The sequence below is a fragment of the Kutzneria kofuensis genome (genome assembly GCF_014203355.1).
GTDB classification, from domain to species: Bacteria; Actinomycetota; Actinomycetes; order Mycobacteriales; family Pseudonocardiaceae; genus Kutzneria; species Kutzneria kofuensis.
Genome location: NZ_JACHIR010000001.1, coordinates 7880926 through 7899977 on the forward strand (window position 1 = coordinate 7880926; position 19052 = coordinate 7899977).

General features: G+C 72.0%; 18 protein-coding genes. 6 read left to right on the top strand and 12 right to left on the bottom strand.

What is annotated here, in order from left to right; translation table 11 throughout:
• Positions 1–104: 104 nt before the first annotated feature.
• On the top strand, positions 105–2405 hold the full coding sequence (locus tag BJ998_RS35945; RefSeq protein ID WP_184867740.1) for an Orn/Lys/Arg family decarboxylase: 2301 nt from the start codon (positions 105–107) through the stop codon (positions 2403–2405).
• A 15-nt stretch (positions 2406–2420) separates the two neighbouring features.
• On the opposite strand, the gene BJ998_RS35950 is transcribed toward BJ998_RS35945, so the two are convergent.
• On the bottom strand, positions 2421–3839 hold the full coding sequence (locus BJ998_RS35950; RefSeq protein ID WP_184867741.1) for an alpha/beta fold hydrolase: 1419 nt from the start codon (positions 3837–3839) through the stop codon (positions 2421–2423).
• Between the two features lie 123 nt (positions 3840–3962).
• On the opposite strand from BJ998_RS35950, the gene BJ998_RS47900 reads away from it, so the two are divergent.
• Positions 3963–5084 carry a sensor histidine kinase gene (locus tag BJ998_RS47900; RefSeq protein ID WP_184867742.1) on the top strand — a complete coding sequence of 374 codons (1122 nt, stop codon included), beginning with the start codon at positions 3963–3965 and terminating at the stop codon, positions 5082–5084.
• A complete protein-coding gene (locus BJ998_RS35960) occupies positions 5081–5737 on the top strand; it encodes a response regulator (RefSeq protein WP_184867743.1) in 657 nt (218 codons plus the stop codon). Before BJ998_RS47900 ends, BJ998_RS35960 begins: the two co-directional genes overlap by 4 nt.
• Here BJ998_RS35960 and BJ998_RS35965 read toward each other — a convergent pair.
• Positions 5704–6288: a DedA family protein gene (locus tag BJ998_RS35965; protein ID WP_184867744.1), complete on the bottom strand. Its 585-nt coding sequence runs from the start codon at positions 6286–6288 to the stop codon at positions 5704–5706. The genes BJ998_RS35960 and BJ998_RS35965 overlap by 34 nt on opposite strands.
• Positions 6281–6892, bottom strand: coding sequence for a class I SAM-dependent methyltransferase (locus BJ998_RS35970; RefSeq protein ID WP_184867745.1), 612 nt, complete (start codon positions 6890–6892; stop codon positions 6281–6283). Before BJ998_RS35970 ends, BJ998_RS35965 begins: the two co-directional genes overlap by 8 nt.
• 128 nt (positions 6893–7020) lie before the next feature.
• Here BJ998_RS35970 and BJ998_RS35975 point away from each other — a divergent pair, with 128 nt between their 5' ends.
• Positions 7021–8151, top strand: a complete 1131-nt coding sequence (locus BJ998_RS35975; RefSeq protein ID WP_184867746.1) for a sensor histidine kinase — start codon at positions 7021–7023, stop codon at positions 8149–8151.
• Positions 8148–8795 (top strand): response regulator transcription factor, encoded by a 648-nt coding sequence (locus BJ998_RS35980; RefSeq protein WP_184867747.1) that lies wholly within the window; start codon positions 8148–8150, stop codon positions 8793–8795. The genes BJ998_RS35975 and BJ998_RS35980 overlap by 4 nt, the downstream gene beginning before the upstream one ends.
• A gap of 4 nt (positions 8796–8799) precedes the next feature.
• Here the strand turns inward: BJ998_RS35980 and BJ998_RS35985 are convergent, their stop codons facing one another.
• The 6 genes from BJ998_RS35985 to BJ998_RS36010 form a co-directional block, all read right to left on the bottom strand.
• Positions 8800–9543 (bottom strand): SDR family NAD(P)-dependent oxidoreductase, encoded by a 744-nt coding sequence (locus BJ998_RS35985; protein WP_184867748.1) that lies wholly within the window; start codon positions 9541–9543, stop codon positions 8800–8802.
• Positions 9544–9609: 66 nt separating this feature from the next.
• Positions 9610–10893 (bottom strand): alkaline phosphatase family protein, encoded by a 1284-nt coding sequence (locus tag BJ998_RS35990; protein ID WP_184867749.1) that lies wholly within the window; start codon positions 10891–10893, stop codon positions 9610–9612.
• A 95-nt stretch (positions 10894–10988) separates the two neighbouring features.
• The gene (locus BJ998_RS35995) at positions 10989–12191 is read right to left on the bottom strand and encodes a 4a-hydroxytetrahydrobiopterin dehydratase family protein (RefSeq protein WP_184867750.1); all 1203 of its coding nucleotides are present in this window, start codon (positions 12189–12191) and stop codon (positions 10989–10991) included.
• Between the two features lie 94 nt (positions 12192–12285).
• Positions 12286–12852 (bottom strand): hypothetical protein, encoded by a 567-nt coding sequence (locus BJ998_RS36000; protein ID WP_184867751.1) that lies wholly within the window; start codon positions 12850–12852, stop codon positions 12286–12288.
• Positions 12853–13068: 216 nt separating this feature from the next.
• Complete coding sequence (locus BJ998_RS36005; protein WP_184867752.1) at positions 13069–13332, bottom strand: DUF6247 family protein; 264 nt, start codon at positions 13330–13332, stop codon at positions 13069–13071.
• A gap of 106 nt (positions 13333–13438) precedes the next feature.
• A complete protein-coding gene (locus BJ998_RS36010) occupies positions 13439–14026 on the bottom strand; it encodes a TetR/AcrR family transcriptional regulator (protein WP_184867753.1) in 588 nt (195 codons plus the stop codon).
• A gap of 121 nt (positions 14027–14147) precedes the next feature.
• Between BJ998_RS36010 and BJ998_RS36015 the strand changes: the two genes are divergently transcribed.
• Positions 14148–15089 carry a patatin-like phospholipase family protein gene (locus BJ998_RS36015; RefSeq protein WP_184867754.1) on the top strand — a complete coding sequence of 314 codons (942 nt, stop codon included), beginning with the start codon at positions 14148–14150 and terminating at the stop codon, positions 15087–15089.
• A 111-nt stretch (positions 15090–15200) separates the two neighbouring features.
• Here BJ998_RS36015 and BJ998_RS36020 read toward each other — a convergent pair whose 3' ends face one another.
• The 3 genes from BJ998_RS36020 to BJ998_RS36030 form a co-directional block, all read right to left on the bottom strand.
• A complete protein-coding gene (locus tag BJ998_RS36020) occupies positions 15201–16526 on the bottom strand; it encodes a tachylectin-related carbohydrate-binding protein (protein ID WP_221338241.1) in 1326 nt (441 codons plus the stop codon).
• 67 nt (positions 16527–16593) lie between these two features.
• Positions 16594–17910, bottom strand: coding sequence for a CHAP domain-containing protein (locus tag BJ998_RS36025; protein WP_184867755.1), 1317 nt, complete (start codon positions 17908–17910; stop codon positions 16594–16596).
• A gap of 56 nt (positions 17911–17966) precedes the next feature.
• Entirely contained in the window at positions 17967–18980 is a 1014-nt protein-coding gene (locus tag BJ998_RS36030; RefSeq protein WP_184867756.1) for a hypothetical protein, read from the bottom strand.
• Positions 18981–19052: the final 72 nt, after the last annotated feature.

Sequence of the window (19052 nt, forward strand, 5' to 3'; positions counted from 1 at the left end):
CGGCTGGCGGGTCCGTTCATCCTTGCGGACGATCGACGGTGCGGCCGAATGCCCTCTATACCTGTGTGGCGCGATTTCCGGCCGCACCGGGAGGGGAATTCACCGTGCCTGGATCGACGATTCTGTTGGCGCTCAACGACATCGCTCCCGGCTCGGTGCTGGCCGACCAGTTGGAGCGGATCTGTGAGCACCTGGCGGGCGCCGGGCACGGCGTGATCAGGGCCGGCACCGACGAGGATGCGCTGGCCCTCGTGCAGAGTCGCGCCGACCTGACCGCGGCGTTGGTGAGCTGGGACCTGCACGACGCGGACGGCGTGCTGGAGCGGCCGGCGGAGGCGGTGCTGACGGCGCTGATGGCCAGGTTCACCCGGTTGCCGGTGTTCCTGGTGACAACGGCGGCATCGGTGGACGACCTGCCACTGTGGGTGTCCGAGGCGATCTGCGGCTACGTGTGGCTGCTGGAGGACACGCCGGGCTTCATCGCCGGCCGCATCGGCGTCGCCGCCCGCCGGTACCAGGAGGACCTGCTGCCGCCGTTCTTCCGGGAGCTACGCCGGTTCGACGACACGCACGAGTACTCCTGGCACACCCCCGCGCACGCCGGCGGGGTGGCGTTCCTGAAGTCGCCGGTCGGCCGGGTTCTGTTCGACTACTACGGGGAACGGCTGTTCCGCACCGACCTGTCCATCTCCGTCGCCGAGCTGGGCTCGCTGTTCGAGCACACGGGGCCGATCGGCGACGCCGAGCGCAACGCCGCCCGGATCTTCGGCGCCGACCTGACGTACTTCGTGCTGCACGGGGACTCCACCGCCGACCGCATCGCGCTGCACTCCAGCATCGCCAGCGACGAGCTCGTGCTGGTGGACCGCAACTGCCACAAGGCGATCTACCACGGGCTGACGCTGACCGGCGGCCGTCCGGCCTACCTCGTGCCCACCCGCAACGGCTACGGGCTGATGGGCCCGATCCCACCGGCGGCGCTGAACCGCGATGCCGTCGCGGATCTGTTGCAGCGCAATCCACTCGCGGCGGATGCCGCCGATCCGTCGCCGGTGTACGCCGTGATCACCAACTCGACCTACGACGGTCTGTGCTACGACGCCGTCCGTCTTGCCGGGCTGTTGGGCGAAAACGTGCCGCGGCTGCACCTGGACGAGGCGTGGTTCGCCTACGCCCGCTTCCATCCGCTCTACGCCCGCCGCTACGGCATGTCCGTCGACGCCGGGACGGTGCCCGACGACGTCCGGCCGACCGTGCTGACGACCCAGTCCACGCACAAGCTGCTGGCGGCCATGTCGCAGAGCGCCATGCTGCACGTGAAGAACTCGCCGCGGTCGCCGGTGGACCACCACCGGTTCAACGAGACCTTCATGATGCACGCCACCACGTCGCCGATGTACCCCATGATCGCCGGGCTCGACATCGCCGCCGGCATGATGGACGGCCCCGGCGGCCAGTGGCTCACCGACGAGGCCGTCACCGAGGCCATCCGGTTCCGGCAGGCGGTGGCCCGCATCGGCCGGCGCATCGCCACGGCCGGCGACCGGCCGCCTTGGTTCTTCGGCACCTGGCAGCCCGACGAGGTGACGGATCCCAAGAGCGGTCGATGCCACGCGTTCGCCGACGCGCCGCTGGACCTGCTGCGGACCGAACCCTCGTGCTGGACCCTGGAGCCCGGCGCCGCCTGGCACGGCTTCCCCGGCCTGGAGGACAACTACTGCCTGCTCGACCCGATCAAGGTCAGCGTCACCTGCCCCGGCACCGACGCGGTCGGAAACCCCGGCGACACCGGCATTCCCGCCAAGATCCTGACGGCGTACCTGGAGACGCGGCGCATCGTCGTGGAGAAGACGGACGCCTACACCTGCCTTATCCTGTTCTCGATGGGCATCACCAAGGGCAAGTGGGGCACGCTCGTCGACGGCCTGCTCGACTTCAAGTCCCTGTACGACACCGGCGCCACCCTCACCGACGTCCTGCCCGGTCTGGTCAAGGAGTACCCCGAGCGCTACGCGGAGCTGACGCTGCGCCAGCTGTGCGACGAGATGCATGCCCAGCTGCGGTCCAGCGAGCTGATCCCGTTGCTGGACGAGGCTTTCACGCATCCGCCGCAGCCGGTTCTGACGCCGGCGCAGACTTACCAGCGGCTGCTCCGGGGCGGCACCGAGCCCGTGCGCCTGGCCGAGCTGGCCGACCGCACCGTGGCCACGCAGGTCGTGACCACCCCGCCGGGCATCCCGGTGCTGATGCCCGGCGAGAACGCCGGCGGGCACGACGAGCCGACCCTGCGCTACCTGCGCGCGTTGGAGGACTTCGACCGGCACTTCCCCGGCTTCCCCAGCGAGACGCACGGGGTGACCCGCGACGCCGCCGGCGACTACTGGATCACCTGCCTGCGGAGTTGACCGGGCCGTGACGGCTCACGGCACCATCATCTCCGCCGGGCACCTGGTGCCCGGCGAAGGCAGCGCCCCATCGGTGAGGTAGCGGATGACGTAGCCGTTCAGGCACGTGTTGCCGTGCAGGAAGTAGGCGGCGTGACCGTCGCCGTGCCACAGCGCCCGAGCGCCCGGGAACTGCGTGGCGACGTGGGCCGCGCCCAGGTTGGGGGCGTTGCTGTCCAACTGGCCGATCGCGACCAGGGCCGGCGGCATGCCGGCGGCCCTGAGCGGGGCCGGCGGGTAGGACGGCCGGCCCGGGATGCCGATGCAGCGGCCCAGCTCCAAGCGGCCCTCGGTCCAGCCGATGTGCGGCGCGACCGCCTTCAGACGCTGCTCGATCGGCTGGAATGCCTGGTAGCTCGGCACATTCGGCAGGTAGTCGTGGCACAGCGTCACACCGAGGAGGTAACCCGACGACTCCGGCGGCGGGGGAGCGATCTTCGTCAGGAAGTCGCTCGGATCGCCGTCCCGGGCCTTGGCCAGCGCCTGGGCCAGCTTGGGCCAGGTGGGTGGCGTCAGCAGGCTGTTGAGCATGCCCATCTCCAGCTGCCCGGCGGTGACGCCCTGCGGTGGGTGTGCCACCAGGTCGTCCCAGATTCGCACCGGGTCCGAGCCGCGCAGCACGCAGTTGGGGCTCTGGCCGCACCAGTCGCGGAACCGGAACAGCTGCTGCTCCTGGGTCACGGCGCGATCGCGTAGCCAGTCCTCCAACCGGGGCTGCGTGTGGTCGGGAACGCCGTCAAGGAACATGCTCTGCACGTGGGTCGGGAACAGCTCGGCGTAGGCCTGGCCGTAGGTCGCGCCGTAGGAGTTGCCGATGTAGCGCAGCTTCGGTTCTCCCAGCGCCACCCGCAGGGCCTCGATGTCGTGCGCGGTCTGCCACGAGGTCAGGCCGTCGAACAGGGGACCGGCTGCCTGCCGACAGCCGGCGTCGTAGGCGGCGTTGGCCCGGGCGTGAGCGTCCCAGTCGGCCTGGCTGGTGGCCTTCACCAGGTCGAAAGGCAGCGGTTGGGGGTGCGGGCACGGCACCAGGGTGTGGTTGTCGGCCTGGCCCACGCCCCGCGAGTCGATGACGACGACGTCGAAGTGCGCGGTCAGCTCGTCGTACACAGGCGGCCGAGGGTTCGCATGCACGGTCGAGGTGCTGCTTCCGCTACCCCAGTTGACGATCAGCGCGCCCAGCCGGTGGGCGGGATCCTTGGCGGGGACCTCCGCCAGGTTCGTCAGCGTTGTCGGGCCGCCGGGGCGCCGCCAGTCGACCGGCACGGTCATCGTGGCGCAGCGCACCCCGTTGCCGCAGTCCTGCCAGTCCACTGAGGACTGCCCGGCGTTGGCGACGCCGCAGCCGGACAGCAGGGTCGCCACCGCCGCCAGTGCGGCGGTTCGTGCTCGGATCACGATTCCTCCTCGTCCACTTCGGAGAGTGCGATTCTGTGGGCGTCACCGGTTCGTGTCGTCCTCCTCGCGGAGGACCACCTCGAGGAGGACGTGCTCATCGCGGGCGGTCGATACGATCGGGTCGTGTCCGAGCCCAGAGCCCCGTTGACCGGCCGGTTGCGCCGCGAGCACTGGCTCGCCCTCGACGCCGTCGTCGCGCTGGCGCTGGCTGTGCTGGTCGTGCCCGCCTCGCCACGCGTCGAGCACTTCGGCCTGCCGGTGGCGGCGGGGTTCGTGCTCACGCTCGCGGCCACGCTGCCGGTTGCGGTGCGACGGATCTGGCCGGTGGCGGTGTACTGGGTCGTGCTGGCGGCGTGCGAGACGCTGGTGCTGGTCCCCGTCATCACCGCGCCGTTCGACGCGGTGGCTTTCGCCATCTACCCGATCGCCACCATGCGGTCGCGCCGCACGGCCGTGATCGCCCTCCTCGGTGCGCTGGCGGTGTTCGTGGCCGGGGTGGTCGGGCCGATGGGCGGCCAGGCGGTGTCCGCCGCGGCCATCGTGATCACCGCCTGGGGACTGGGCGTCTTCGTGCGTGAACACCGGATCTACGTGGTGGCGCAACGGGAACACGAGGTGCGCGCGGCCGCCGCCCGAGAACGCCTGCGCATCGCCCGGGAGCTGCACGACGTGGTGGCCAACGGGATGAGCCTGATCGCGCTGCAGGCCGGCGTCGCGGGCTACGTGCTGGACAGCCGGCCCGAGGAGGCGCGCCGGGCGCTGGCGTCGATCGAGGAGACGAGCCGGGCCGGGCTGACCGAGTTGCGGCAGATGCTGCCGCTGCTGCGTGCCGCCGACGACGGCGAGCCGGAGCCGACGGAGGCGACGCCGGGGTTGGCCGACCTCGACACGCTGGTCCGGCGCGCGGCGGAGGTCGGCGTCGCCGTCACGGTCGAGATCGACGGCGCTCGTCCCTTGGCGGCGGGACTGGAACTGTCGGCCTATCGCATCGTGCAGGAGGCGATCACCAACGTGATCAAGCATGCGGGTCCGGCACGGGTGACCGTGGTGTTGCGCTACGCCGTGGACGAGCTGATCATCGAGGTCGCCGACGACGGTTCGGGTGGTGTAGCGACCACGGGAGGGCACGGCATTCTCGGCATGCGCGAGCGAGTGGCGTTGTACGGCGGCAGCCTGACCGCCGGGCCCGAGCCGGACGGCGGATTCCTGGTGCGCGCGGTCCTGCCGACGGGCGGTGCCGCATGACGGCCCGGGTGCTCGTGGCCGACGACCAGGCGCTGGTGCGGGGCAGCTTCCGAGTGCTCCTCGAAACCACCTCCGACCTGGTTGTGGTCGGCGAGGCCGCCAACGGGCGGGAGGCGGTGGAGCTGGTGGCGACGCTGCGGCCCGACGTCGTGCTGATGGACGTGCGGATGCCGGAGCTGGACGGCATCGAGGCCACCCGCCTGATCACCGCGATGCCGGCGGCCGCCGACACCAAGGTGCTCATCCTCACCACCTACGACCTCGACGAGTACGTCTATGCGGCGTTGCGGGTCGGGGCCAGCGGGTTCGTGCTCAAGGACACGCCGCCGGCCGACCTGGTGGCCGCGGTCCGGGTGGTCGCCGCCGGCGAGGCGCTGCTGGCGCCGACCGTGACCCGCCGGCTGATTCGGGCCTTCGTCAGCGTGCCCGAGCCGGTCCCCGCCGCGTTGGACGGGATCACCGCCCGGGAGCGGGAGATCCTTCTGCTCGTCGCGCGTGGGCTGTCCAACGCCGAGATCGCCGAGCGGCTGCACGTCGGCGTGACCACCACGAAGACCCACGTCAGCCGCCTGCTGATGAAGCTCGGCGCCCGGGACCGGGCCCAGTTGGTGATCGCCGCCTACGAGTCCGGCCTGGTCCGACCGGCCCGCTGAACCACAACCCCCGCCACCGCCACCGCGACGCCGATCGCGCCGAACCCGAGCCACCGGGACAGCGCCTCGTACGCGGTGGCGCACAGGTAGCCGACCGCGAGCAGCGCCGTGGCCCATGCCGCAGATGTCGGCACGCTGACCGAGGCGAAGCGGCGGTAGGGGATGCCGGCCCGGGCGGCCAGCCGGGGCGTGAGCGTGCGGATCGGGCCCAGCCACTGTCCGAGGCAGACCGCCGGCAATCCGAGCCGCCCCACCAACGCCGCCGCCCGTTCCCGGGCGCCCTGGAATCGGTGCGGCACCGGGAACTCGCTACCGAGGCTGCGCACGTACGCCAGCTGCGTGCCGGCGACGGCCGCCAGCGCCGCCGTGACCCCGGCCAGCGCCGGGTGCACGACTCCCAGTCGTGCGAGCACTCCCAGCGCCAGCACCGCGCTCGTGCCCGGGAGGAGCAGGCCGATGAGCAGGCCGGAATCGGCCATGACCAGCATGCCGCCGGCCAGCAGGACGAGCGGCTGCGGCAGGCCCCGCAGCCACGTCAGCACGTCAGGCATCGGTGCGGTCCACTGTGGGCCGGCGGCACAGGTACACCAGCGCCGGCGGGAGGTTGCGCCAGATCGTGCGGCTGACCACGACCTCCTCGAAGTACTCGTGCAGCAGCGCGCGGAACCGCCGCCCGCCGGCGGTGGGCGTGGAGATGCGGTAGGCGAACGTGCTGAATCCCGCGCCGGGGGCGAGCACGTAGCACACCTGTTCGAGGATCGCCCGCTGCTGGGCCTCCGGGAACAGCGACCACGGCAGGCCGCTCACGACGGCGTCCACCTGCCGCACGCCGGCGCCGTAGAGGAGCGCGCCGAGGTCGGCGGCGTCGCCGCGGAGGACCTCGACGTCCGGGTGGGTGAGTTCCAGGCGGTCGGCGAGTTCGGGGTCGATCTCCACGGCGAAGTGGCGGCCGCCCGGGGGCAGCCGCCGGCCGATCACCCGGCTGACTGGGCCGGTGCCGGGGCCGAGTTCGGCCACGACCGGCTTGTCCCGCCCGGGCACGACCGCGGCCAGCACCTCGGCGAGGGCGGGCCCGCTGGGCGCGACCGCGCCGATCACGCCGGGCTGGCGCAGCGCGGCCGACAGGAAGGCGGAGGTGTCACTGATGGTCTGCATGTCCCCAGCCTCGCCACGGACGCGTGAGCTTCCCTCGGTCTCCCGGCCGGAGGCCGAGCCGGCGGGAGGAGACCGCCTCCTCCCATCGCAGGAGGCGGAAGCCGGGGTTCGTCCCTAGGGTCGGGCCTGTGCTGCGACTGTCCTCGGAGCTGCTGTGGGCGCCGGTCCGGGTGGTGCCCCTGCTGGCCAACCTGCTCTACCTCGCCCAGCTCCGGACCTACAGCCCCGGCGAGCCGACCGAGTGGGACTGGATGTACGCGCTCGTCTCGGGCGGGTTGACGCTGTTCGGCGGCAAGCTGCCGCTGCCGGTGCTGATCGGGCAGTCGGCCCTGTTCGCGCTGGGCCCGGTGACCGGGGGCTCGGCCTGGAACTCGGTGTTCGTGCTGGCCCCGGTCGCGCTGGCCGAGTTGTGGATGCGGCGTACCGGCTGGCAGTGCTGGGTGGGCACCGGCGTCCTGCTCGGCGCGCAGCTGGCCGTGTACCTGCCGCACTTCGATCTGCGGTACACGCCGTTCGCGATGGCGGCCACGACACTGCCGGCGCTGCTGCTCGGCCTGTACATCCGGCGGGTGCTGCAGAAGGCCGTCATCGCGCAGCGGCAGCGTGAGGCGGCGGTGCGCGATGCTCGTGCCGCCGAGCGGGCGGCGATCTCGCGTGAGTTGCACGACCTGATCGCGCACTACCTGGCGTCCATCGCCCTGCAGGTCGGCGCCACCCGGCACGCGCTGGGGGAGGCCGAGCCGGCGGTGGCCCAGGCGTTGGCCGAGGTGCACGGCACCGCCCGCACCGGGCTGGCCGACCTGCGGCGGCTGGTCGCCACCCTGCGTGACCCGGACACCGACCAGGTCGGCGCCGCGATGGCCGAGCCGGACGGCCTGCCGGCCGCGCTCGCGGCCGCCGTCGAGCGGGCCCGGGGCGCCGGCCTCACACTGGACGCGGAGATCGACCCGAGGGTGACCACTGTGGACTCGATGCGGCGGCTCGCGGTGCTGCGGGTGGTGCAGGAGGGGCTCACCAACGTGATCAAGCACGCCGGCCCGCAGGCCCGGGCCACCCTGCGGGTGCAGACGGCCGACGGCGAGGTGCGGGTGCTCATCCGCGACGACCGCCGTGGCCGTCCGGTCGAGCCCCGGGCCAAGCCCGGCTTCGGGCTGATCGGCATGCGGGAGCGGGTCGAGCTGCTCGGCGGCACCGTGCGCGCCGGCGCCGACCCGTCCGGCTGGGAGCTGGCGGTGTCGATTCCGGGCGGTGCCTCGTGATCCGCGTGCTTGTCGTGGACGACCAGCACCTGGCGCGGGCCGGGCTGCGGATGCTGTGCGGCACCACCGACGACATCGAGGTCGTCGGCGACGCCGACAACGGCCACGCCGCCCAGCGGATGGTCGACCAGACCGCCCCCGACGTCGTGCTGATGGACCTGCGCATGCCCGGTGTCGATGGCATCACCGCCACCGCCCGCATCCTCGCCGCCCGACCGTCGACCCGCATCCTCGTCCTCACCACCTTCGACGACGACGATCACCTCTATCCGGCGCTTTCCGCCGGGGCGCACGGCTTTCTCGCCAAGGACGCCGCCCCCGAGGAGGTCCTGGACGCCATCCGCCGGGTCGCCACCGGCGATTCGCCGTTCAGCCCGGCCGTTCTCCGCCGGCTGGTGCAGGCCGCCGTCACCGCGCACGCGGCCCCGCCGCCCGAGGACGCCGCCCTGGCCCGCCTCACGCCGCGAGAACGCGAGGTGCTGGCCCTGGTCGGCGACGGCCTGTCCAACCCCGAGATCGGCCAGCGCCTGCACCTCGGCGTCACGACGGTGAAGACGCACATCGCCAGCCTGATGACCAAGACCGGCGCGCCCAACCGAGTGCGTCTCGCACTGCTGGCCGCGCGCGCCGGCCCCGACAACTGAGCGGTCAGATGGTGAAGCCGCCGTCGACGTTGACGGTCGCGCCGGTGACGTACCGGCCGTCGGGACCGGCCAGGAACGCCACCGCCCCGGCGATGTCGGCCGGGTCCGCGAAGTGGCCGACCGCGGTGTGACCGACGATCGCCCCGGCGTTGGGACCGTCGGCGGGATTGAGTTCGGTGTCGGTGGCGCCGGGGTTGACCAGGTTCACGGTGATCGCCCGCGGCCCCAGCTCGCGGCCCAGCGCCTTGGTGAGGCCGATCAGCGCGGTCTTGCTCGTCGAGTACAGCGCGAAGCCGGGGAACACCGCGCGCTCGGCCACGTTGCTGCCGATGCTGATGATCCGGCCGCCGTCCGGCATGTGCCTGACCGCCGCCTGTGACGCCACGAACGGCGCCCGGACGTTGACCGCCATGGTCTGCTCGAACTCCGGCAGGGTCAACTGCTCCAGCGGCCCGAGCAGGAACGCGCCGGCGTTGTTCACGAGAATGTCCAGGCGCCCGAACGTGTCGGCCGTCCGGTCCACGGCGGCGGCCACCGCCGACGGATCCGCGCTGTCCGCCCGGACGGCCAGCGCCCGCCGGCCCAGTGCCTTGATCTGCTCGACGACGTCGTCGGCCCGGTGTTGGTTCTGCTGGAAGGTCAGTGCCACGTCGGCGCCCTCGCGGGCCAGCCGCAGGGCGACGGCAGCCCCGATGCCGCGGCTGCCGCCGGTGACGAGTGCCACCTTCCCGTCAAGTGTTGTGCTCACAGGGAAAGCGTGGCTCTGTGGGTCGATGTTGTCTGGCGGGCATCGGACATCGCGTTCGGTGGCCGGTCAGCGCTTGGGCACGGGGAATCCCAGGGCCAGGGCGCGGGCGGCCAGCTCGGGCCAGTCCTCGCCGTGGTGGGCGTGGTCGTCGGCGGCGAGCAGGCAGCCGAGTGTGATCGGGAGCGGAACGTGGTAGCGGGGCGCGGAAAGCTGCGGCGGATTGGCGAAGTCGAGAACCTCGGCCAGGTTGTTGGCGGCGGCGTCGCGGACCGTCAGCGGCGCGAGGCCGAACCGCCACTCGATCATCTTGAGGATGGACGTGTGGTCGTAGAGGCCGTGCGCGACGGTGGCCCGCGGCGACCGCGGGGAGATCACCAGGCAGGGCACGCGGAAGCCACGCAGCCCGGCGCCGAGGTCGGGGTTCGGGTCCGGGCCGACCGGCGGCGGGACGTGGTCGAAGAAGCCGCCCCACTCGTCGTAGGTGATGACGAGCGCGGTCCGCGGCCAGTTCGGGCTCGACACCACGGCGTTGTAGACGTTGGCGAGGAAGCGCTGGCCGAGCCGGATGTCGGCGAGCGGGTGCTCGTCCTCGGACAGGCCGGGGATCGCCTCGCCGAGGAACCCGGGCTCGACGAACGACACCGCCGGCAGCCGGCCGGCCGCGGCGTCGGCGTAGAACTCCCCGATCAGACGGCTGATCCCGAGGTGGCGGGTGCCCCACAGCGCCGTGTACGGCACGTCGCTGAAGTAGTAGCGGCCGCTGACGCCGGCCGCGGCGAGGCGGTCCCAGATCGCCGGCATGGTGGCGAGCTTGTCGACGGAGGTGGTCGTGCGGTCGGTCTGCGCGGAGTGCAGGAAGAACCGGTTGGGGAAGGTCGGGGCCATCATCGCGGCGAAGTAGCGGTCGCAGACCGTCCAGTCGCGTGCCGCGCTGCCGTAGAAACCGAGGTCCTCGGCCTCGAAGTAGCCGATGGACAACTCGTCGTTGTCGCCGGCGCGGAGCCAGCCGTCGCAGGCTCCGTTGTTGAACTCGACCCGGCCGCCGTCGTAGGAGTGGTCGGGGTCGCTGAACCCGCAGCCGTGCGGCACGGTCAGGTGGTGGGTCTGGTGTGCCACGCCATTGTTGTCGGTGAACGTCAGTCCCGCCTGCCGGCCGTCGGCGCCGGGCAGCCAGCCCAGGTAGTGGTCGAACGAGCGGTTCTCCATCATCACCACGACGATGTGGTCGATGCCCGACTGCTCGGGCGCCGGCAGGGTCGCCGCCTGCGCCACCGCCGTGGATCCCACCGCCGCCAGCGCCACCGCTCCCGCCGTGCCCGCCAGAAACTCCCGCCGGGTCACATCGCTCATCGCCGTCTCCCAACCGCAGGGTCGTCAGGGCCGCGGCCGAGTATCCACCGGGAAGGTGAGCGCGTGGCCAACAGTTGACAGCGGGGGAGTGACCGCTATTCGCGCCCGACCGTGACCGCGATGTCGAGCTCGTTGCCCTCCGGGTCGGCGAGGGTCCACCAGAACGGCGCCCGCTTGTCGTGGACGATGCGCCCGCCCGCGGCGAGGCCGGCTTCGACGCGTGCATGTGCACGGTCGTCGGGCACGAAGAGGTCGAGGTGCATACGGTTGCGTTGCCGGCGGCGGGCATGCTCCGACTCGTCCATGGGCTGGAAGAAGATCGGCGGGTTGAGCCGTCGGGGGTCGTAGATGTCGGTGACGCCGGGGCGGGGGTCGCAGTCGTAGCCGAGGACCGCGCGCCAGAAGTCCCGGACCTGGGGCACGTCGACGGCGTCGATCCCGAACTGCACGAACCGCAGCCGCGCCGGATCCGCCGTCAGGCCCAGGTCCCGTGCCGCCCGCTGGATCCGGCGGGCCAGATCGGGGAACCGCTTGTCCGTCCACCGGTCCTTGCCGGTGTCGATCGTGACGCCGCCCGGGCGCAGATCCACCAGCAGCGGCAGGCCCGCCTCGTCGGCCAGGTCGGCAACGGCTTCGACCAGCTCCGCCGGCGATTCCGTGGGGTAGAACGCCATCGCCCCGAACAGCACCCGCCAGTCCTCGGCTTCGCCCAGCGGGTCGGCCGGGATGATGTCCGCCTCGTTGCCCTCGGCGTCGGCGAGCGTCGCGTAGAACTCGTTGCGACGGCGCTGCTGCCCGGCTGGTGTCGCCGCCAACGCGTCGGGCCGTGCGACGTCGACGTGCAAGCGGTTGCGCAGCGGGCGGGGGTGGTCCTGCCGCTGGAACCAGATCCCCGGGTCCCGCCGCAGCGGGTCCACCAGGTCCTCGTCGCCTTCCGGCTCGTACCCGAGGGCGTCGCGCCAGAACGGCATCACCGCGGCCGGGTCGAGGGCGTCGATCGTCAGCTGCACCGTCTGCAGCACCGCGGGATTCGCCGCCAGCCCGAGCTCGGCCGCGACGCCGGAGATCGCCCTCGCCACGGCGACGTCGACCGGCGTGAGCGGCACGGACCCGACGTGCACCCGCACCCCGTCGGCCCGCAGGTCGATCTCCGCCACTCCGGCGGCCCGGCGGACCAACCCCGCCCCGGCGGCGTGCGACGGGGCGTCGAACCACGCGCTCGCCCCGGACGTCAGCACCCGCCAGTCGCCGACGCCGTCCGAGGCCTGGAACTGCGCCGCGGTCAGTGCGTTGTCCATGAAGGCACCCTAGATTCGGTTCCGGACGAAAGCCTTCCGGAATGCGACAACCGGCCGGGCCTGGTCGGCCCGGCCGGCACCGCGTCGTTTCGACTCAGAACTTCCCCGCCGCCACATCGGCCAGCGTGACCCGGGAGACCTCGAACTTGACGTCGTCCGAGGACTTGTTCTGGCCGCTGTGGAAGGAGATCGGGACGCCCGTGTCGGCGTCGATGGTCACGGTCTGGGTTTCGCCGGACGAGGACTTGGGGCCGGCCTTGACCGGCGGCTCGGTGTCGGTCAGCGCGAGAGTGGGCCGGCCGTCGGTCGAGGTCTTGGTCACGGCGACGTGCGGCAGCGTGGACATCAGGCGCAGCACGCCCTCGCGGACCACCGGGTTGCCCGCGCCGGCCTTGAGCGCGCCGATGCTGTCCGACCAGATCCACCAGTCGGTCAGCTCCTTGTCGTCCCGCTCGCTGATCACGCCGGGTTTCCCGGCCGCGCCGGCCATCTTCTGGCGGGCCGTGTCCAGGTCGCCCTTGGCCGCGTACACCGCCGCCTCGACCTCGCGGCCGAACAGGCTGTCGCCCTGGTTGTTGTGGGCGGCGACCTGCGCCGGCAGGCCGTCCCGCGTCTGGGCGAAGTAGTACGAGCCGTCGTCGCCGTACAGGTCCCACACCACGACCCGCTGACCGTTCGCTGGCGGGCCGGCAGGGACAACAGGGCGTGCGGCAGCACGTCGCGGTCGACGACGCGGTTCGAGGGATCCGGCACCGCCGCCTCCGGCGCGGCCTCGTCCGTGGGCGGCGCCGCGTCACGGTGGCGTTTCCAGTAGCGGTTGGCCTCATCGACCAGGATTCGCTTGACGTAGGCGTCCGGATTCTCGGCCCGCCGCGCGCTACGACTCCAGGCCTGAGCCCTCTTTCGCCAACAACTCGGCGGTTTCGGCGAGGATGCGGTGGGAGATGCCGGGATCGCGGGCCTCGGCGGCGGCGACGCCGTGCCACTTGGCGACCAGGACGGTCAGGCTCGTGGTGGTCGTCGCGGTCGCGGCCTCGCGCAGCACGATGTCGCGTTCGTGCTCGAATTCCGCTTTCAGCAGGGGAGGCAGCGCCGAGCCGATGGTGTCGAGCCGGGCGAGGACCTCGGGTGGGACGTCCATGATCTCCGTTCCGGGGAATAGCTGTTCCGAAGCGTAGGCGGCGGCGCGGCCGTCGCGGCGACGGCAAGGTTGTCCGGGCAGCGGAACGTGCCCGTGGTGTCGCCGCTCAGGACAGGCCGGTGATGAGCGCGTTGACGCCGAGCCGCCAGCGGCGGTCCACCGAGTGCCTCGACCCGCCGAGCCGCTGGGCGTTCTCGGCGGCGGCCATGCCCTGGACCAGGGTGAAGAAGATGAGCGCGATGTCGGTCGGGTCGCCGGTGAGCAGGCCCGCGTCGACGGCGTCCCGGACGTGCCGCACGAAGATCTTGCGCACCTTGACGCCGGCCTTGGTCTCCTCCGCCGTGGGGTCGAAGTCGGCGAACGGCCGGGCGAACATGACCTCGGCCAGCACGGGATTGGCGACGTTGAACCGGCGGAAGCCGTCGGCGAGCCGCCGGAGTCCGTCGAGCGGGTCGGCGGCGGGCGGCAGCTCGGCGAGGTCGTCGCCGAGCATCCGGAACCCCTCGAAGAAGACCGCCCGGACGATGCCGGCCTTGTCACCGAAGACCTCGTAGATCGCGGGCAGCGAGGCGCCGGCGCGGCCGGCGACGGTCCGGGTGGTCAGGCCGGCCACGCCCTCCTCGGCGAGCGCTGCGAGGGCGGCGGCCAGCCCACGCTCACGGAGGGCGTCGGTGCGCTGCTTCAACCGGGGCACGGGCACGACGGTACCAGGCTGTCGCGATTGAGCTGACGCACGTTACGGAACAATGATACGGAACGTTGTTACACGTGCCACCTCCGGCTCTGGACTGTTCTGACTGCGGTATAAAGAGGCGGTGACCGCCTCCGTTCTGCAACTGCTGCGAGACCGCAAGGCGCAGGGAAGCACGCCCGGGAACCGCAGCGACGACGCGCGCCTGGTGCTGCTGGTCGAGGGCGGCAGCTCCCGCGGCGCCTACTCGAGCGGCATGACGATCGCCATCGAGCAGCTGGGGCTGCTGCCGGCGTTCGACGCCGTCTACGGCAGCTCCGCCGGAACGCTGAACGCGGCCTGGCTGCTGTGCGGCCGCGCCGAAGCGACCCAGCACGCGTGGTGGGATCCGCTGATCATGCGCACGACCATCAACCTGGGCAACGCCCTGCGGCTGAAACCGGTGGTGGACACCCACTTCCTCGTCCACACCGTGTACACCGAGATCATGCCGATGGGGTTCCAGGAGATCCTCGACAACCCCGTCGAGTTCCACCCGATGGCCACCGACGCTCGCACGGGCGAGTCCGTCGACCTGTACGACCAGGTCCGCGACCAGGCCGGCGTGCAGCGGGCGCTGCGCGCCTCGACGGCGATGCCCATCCTCGCGGGGAAACCGGTCGAGATCGACGGGCGGTCCTTCGTGGACGCCGGCCTGAGCGAGGCGGTTCCGATCAGGACGGCGCTGGCCCAGCGGGCGACGCACATAGTGGCCCTGCGCACGATGCGCGCGGACGAGACCTCGTCGGCCCCGTCCCGCGGCGAGCGCCTGGTGGCGTCGCGCTGGTTCGCCCGACGCGCCCCCGGCGCCCTCGACCCGTGGCTGCGCAGCGACGTCTTCCGGGCGGAGGAGGAGCGCCTGCTGGCGACGCACCCCGCGACCCTGCAGATCCGCCCGCCGCTCGGCAGCGCGCGCATCGGCCGCACCGAACGGCGCCCACACCTGCTGCGCTCGGCCGTCGCCACGGGGCGGCAGGCGGCGCTGAGCGAACTGGCCGGCTGCGTCGAAGAGCCGCTACGCACCTAGGAGGTCGCTGGGACACGGTCCTCGCCGCCACGCTGTCCGCCCCGGCTGATCCTCGACTTCGCGACGTGAGGACGCCGGGATCCCCGGGGGACGGGGATCCCGGCGGGTGCGTCAGCCGACGAGCGGCTGCGCGGACAGCAGGATCTGGGTCCAGCCGTGCGTGTCGACCGGGTCGGTGCCGAAGCCCTCGATGTCGGAACCGTTGAGGTCGAACGGGTTGTGGTCGAAGTACCGGTACATCGCGCCGTCGCGCGTCTGGCCGTAGTACAGGCCGTAGCCGGGGGTGACGAGCTGGTCGAAGGTGCTCCACCGGTCGGCCAGCGTGGCGCCGGTCCAGGTGTAGTCGGCGGCGATGTGGTACGAGCGCAGCACACCGGTGGTGCTGATGCCGACCAGCCAGTCGTCGCCGGAGGCGGCGATGGTGCGCATGGTGAAGCCGGTGCCGATCACGGCCCGCTGGCCGATCTGGGTGGACGCCGGCTTGGGCCGGGAGACCACATAGGACATCAGGGTGCCGTTGGCGATGCCGTACAGGTGGCCGTGCCCGTCGTAGGTCAGCATGTCGTGCGTCCAGCCGCCGCCGAGCGCGGTGGGGGTGGCGAACTGCAGCGAGTTGCTGTTGGTGATGATGTCCACCCGGTACAGCTGGCCGGCGGGCGAGGTCACCAGCAAAGTGTTGAAGTTCAGCGTGGCCAACGTCTTCGGCACGAAGCCGAGGTTGTCGGTGGAGACGACGGTCTTGGTCCGGTCGCCGGTCTGCGAGTTGATGGTGGAGTAGGTGAGCCGACCGTCGGACAGCGCGCCGTAGATCGACACGGTGACGGCGCCGGGGCCGCTCAGCTCGTCGACGATGCGCTGCGCGTCCAGGGTCTGCTTGGCGTACCGGTCGGGGTAGGCCGACCGCTGCACCTTCTGGCAGACGTCGCCGATGTCAGCGGTGCGCCAGCTGCCGTTGGGGTAGACGCGCTCCATCTCGTCGAGGAACGCGTTGGTGGCCCAGCTCGGGTCGAGCCGGTCGTCCCGCGAGCCCCAGGCGTCGATCTGCTGGAACAGGCCGATGCTGCTGCTGCCGTCGCCGGCCGCCCCGCTGATGTTCTCGATGGTGGACTCGACGATGGTGGTGGTGATCGCGATGACCGCGGCCCGCTCGTCGAGCCCACGCTTCTGCACGGCGTCGATGACGGCGCGGGCGCACGACACCCGGTAGGCGGTCATCGAGTTCTTCAGGCCCTGGGTGAGCACGCCGTTGAGCTTGCTGGCGGCCTGGCCGTCGGCCGACGTCGGCGCGCCGTCGCACGGCTCGGTCTGGTAGGCGGCGACCTGGGCGACGCGGGCCCGGACGAAGTCGTCGGAATCGGTGGCGGCCTGGGCGGTGCCGGCGGTCAGCGCCGTCAGCGCGGCGGCCGCGAGGGCGAAGGTTCTTGCTGCGAAACGCAAAGCGGACTCCTGGGTGCGGACGGCGCCGCGGCCGGCGTTGGCCGCGGCGCCGCGTTGATGGTGGAGGTCAGGCGCCGGGCGGCGAGACGTAGCCGGAGATCGGCTGGTCGTTGTTCGCACCGGAACGGGCGGTGTCGGGATCGATGACCCGCCGGCTCACCTGCTGGCTGACGTTGCCGCCGACCACGGTCAGCGTCCCGTCCGGGTGGACCGCGGTCACCACGTCGACGTGCCCGCCGACCTGGCCGTCGGGCTGGCCGTAGATCACCCAGTCACCGGGCTTCGGGCTGCCGTGGGTGCTGCTGGAGCGCCACTTGAACAGGTTGTGGTCCACGCCCCACTTGCCCAGGCCACGCGCGACGAAGGTGCTGCGCGGCACGCCGGACACCCCGGCCGTCGCCCAGGTCCAGGTGGCGAACATCGCGCACCAGTCGAGCCGGCCGCCGTCGCAGGCCTCGTTGTACTTGTCGCACTGCGCCTCGGGGGTGCCGACCTCGCCGGTGGCCGCCGCGACGATCTTGCCGCGCAGCGGGTTGGCCGGCGGCTTGGCGGTGCAGGTGCTCGGGTCGGCCGAGAGCAGGATCTGCGTCCAGCCGCGGGAGGCGACCGGGTCGTCCAGGTGGTACGTGATGTCCGTGCCGCGACCGTCGGCCGGGTCGGCGTCCTCGTACCAGTACATGGCGCCGTCGGGGTTCTTGCCGTAGTACAGGCCGCCGCCGGGCGAGACCAGGTTCGCGAAGCTCTGCCAGCCGGCGTCGTCGAGCTGGGCGCGGGTGTAGCCGCCGGACGCGGTCACGGCGTAGCTGATCAGCTGGCCGTCCGAGGCGGTGGCGATGAGCCGGTCGTCGGCCGCCGCGGCCAGCGTCTTCAGGTAGAACCCGCCGCTGCCGATCTCCACGCGCTGCCCGATCTGCAGCGGGCCCGGCTTGCCGTTCTGGGCGGACATCAGGTACTGCAGCAGCACCCCGGCGGAGGTGGTGCCGTAGATGTGGCCGTGACCGTCGTAGGTCAGCAGGGTGTGGGTCCAGCCGTGCTGCAGGTCGATCGGGTCGTTGAAGGTCAGGCTGGTGGCGTTCGTGATCACGTCGATCCGGTAGAGCACGCCGGCGGTGGACGTGACCAGAACGGTGTTGCCGTTCAGCGTCGCCATCGCCTTCGGCGTGAAGCCGATCGACCGGCTGGACGTGATGACGTGCACGATGTTGCCGTTGTCCGGGTCGATCGCGGTGTAGGTCAGGCGGCCGTCGGCGAGCACGCCGTAGACCGAGACGTTGGCCGAGCAGGTCGCGTCGGCGTGGGCGGGCGGGCTCTGCACGGCGACCGCCGTGACGCAGCCGAGCGCGACCGCGAGGGCGACGACGGCCGCTCGGGCCCGTCTGAACAATGCCGGTAGTGCGGGCATGGTGGGGCCTTTCGAGAATCGGGATTTCACAATTCGGCTCAGTCGCCGGTGCTGGTGCAGGTCCACTTCAGCGCGCCGTACTGGTACGCCTTGCCGAAGACGGTGTCGTCGTCGCCGACCACGTAGGTGCCGGCGTCGTCGGTGACGCCGTCGGGCAGCGGCAGGTCGGCGAGGAAGGTGGTGCCCGACCACACGGCGGGCGGCCCGACCAGGTCGCCGCGGTCGCCGGCGATCAGCCCGTGGGCGTTGACGGCCTGCGCGGTCCCGCCGTTGTCGATCGGACGGGCGGCCGCGGGGTCGGTCCACAGCAGCGACTGCGACTCCGGCCAGGACTCGACCTTCGTGCCGATCACCCTGCCGGCGCGGACGGCCGCGACCATCGTCGGGTACTCGGCGGCCAGCGGGATGATCCGGCCGTTGCGCCACAGGTGCGCCGGATTGCTGGCGCCGTCGTAGAGCAGCACGGTGCCGTCGTCGTCGAGGTCCTTGCCCGACCCGTACGGGGTGTCGATGACGGTCGGCCCGGCCGCCAGCGTCGACCAGAGCAGCGAGACCTCATGCCCGTCCTTCACGGCATGACCACGGGCCAGCACGTCGCCGCGTTCGTTCAGCGCGACCGCGTAGTCGGTCACGTAGCCGGCGGGCGACGGCAGGTAGCTGAGCGTGCCGTGGCCGGTGTGGCCGCCCGCGTACAGGAAGGCGCCCGTGCGGTCGGTGCTGCGCTGGTGGCCGGACACCAGCACGGTGCCGGCCGAGTTCTCGTCGACGACCTGCGGGTACGTGAAGTCGGCGAACTCGTCGACCACGCGCGGCTGCCCGTTGGTCCAGAGCACCACCACGCCGCTGTCGCTGGTGTTCGACAGCACCCAGCCGGAGTAGTTGCCGTGGCTGTCGGTGCCCGTCACGGTCGTGTGCCGCTCGTCGTAGCCGGCCGGCGCCGCCACCTTGGCCACGTGCCAGTCGCAGGTTTCGGCTGCGGCCACGGCGGGTGTCGCCGTGCCGGCCCCCAACGCGAGCAGCACTGTCGCGAGCACGGCTGTTCGTCTGTGCATTCGATGTCCCCCTTGCGGAAGCCCTCGGTTCCCCTCACCTGACCGGGGGCTGCGCAACGGTGTAGCGCTTCG